General features: G+C 63.8%; 1 protein-coding gene. It reads left to right on the top strand.

From position 1 onward, the window contains the following. On the top strand, positions 1-436 hold a 436-nt coding region (locus V2J85_RS40800), incomplete at both ends, for a M1 family aminopeptidase (protein ID WP_330824415.1).

The raw sequence follows: 436 nt of genomic DNA on the forward strand, positions 1-436 counted from the left end.
GCGAGATCCCGCTGGGCATCTTCTGCCGGGCCTCGCTTGCCGAGTTCATGGATGCCGACCGGCTTTTCACCGAGACCAAGCAGGGTTTCGGCTTCTACCACAAGAACTTCGGTACGCCGTACGCGTTCGGCAAGTACGACCAGCTGTTCGTCCCCGAGTTCAACGCCGGGGCCATGGAGAACGCCGGCGCGGTGACGTTCCTCGAGGACTACGTCTTCCGGTCGAAGGTGACCCGGGCCTCCTACGAGCGTCGCGCCGAGACCGTGCTGCACGAGATGGCCCACATGTGGTTCGGCGATCTCGTCACCATGCAGTGGTGGGATGACCTGTGGCTCAACGAGTCCTTCGCGACGTTCGCGTCGGTGCTGTGCCAGGCCGAGGCCACCGAATACGACACGGCGTGGACCACTTTCGCCAACGTGGAGAAGTCCTGGGC

The organism is Streptomyces bugieae (assembly GCF_036352915.1).
In the GTDB taxonomy this organism is placed as follows: Bacteria; Actinomycetota; Actinomycetes; order Streptomycetales; family Streptomycetaceae; genus Streptomyces; species Streptomyces endophytica.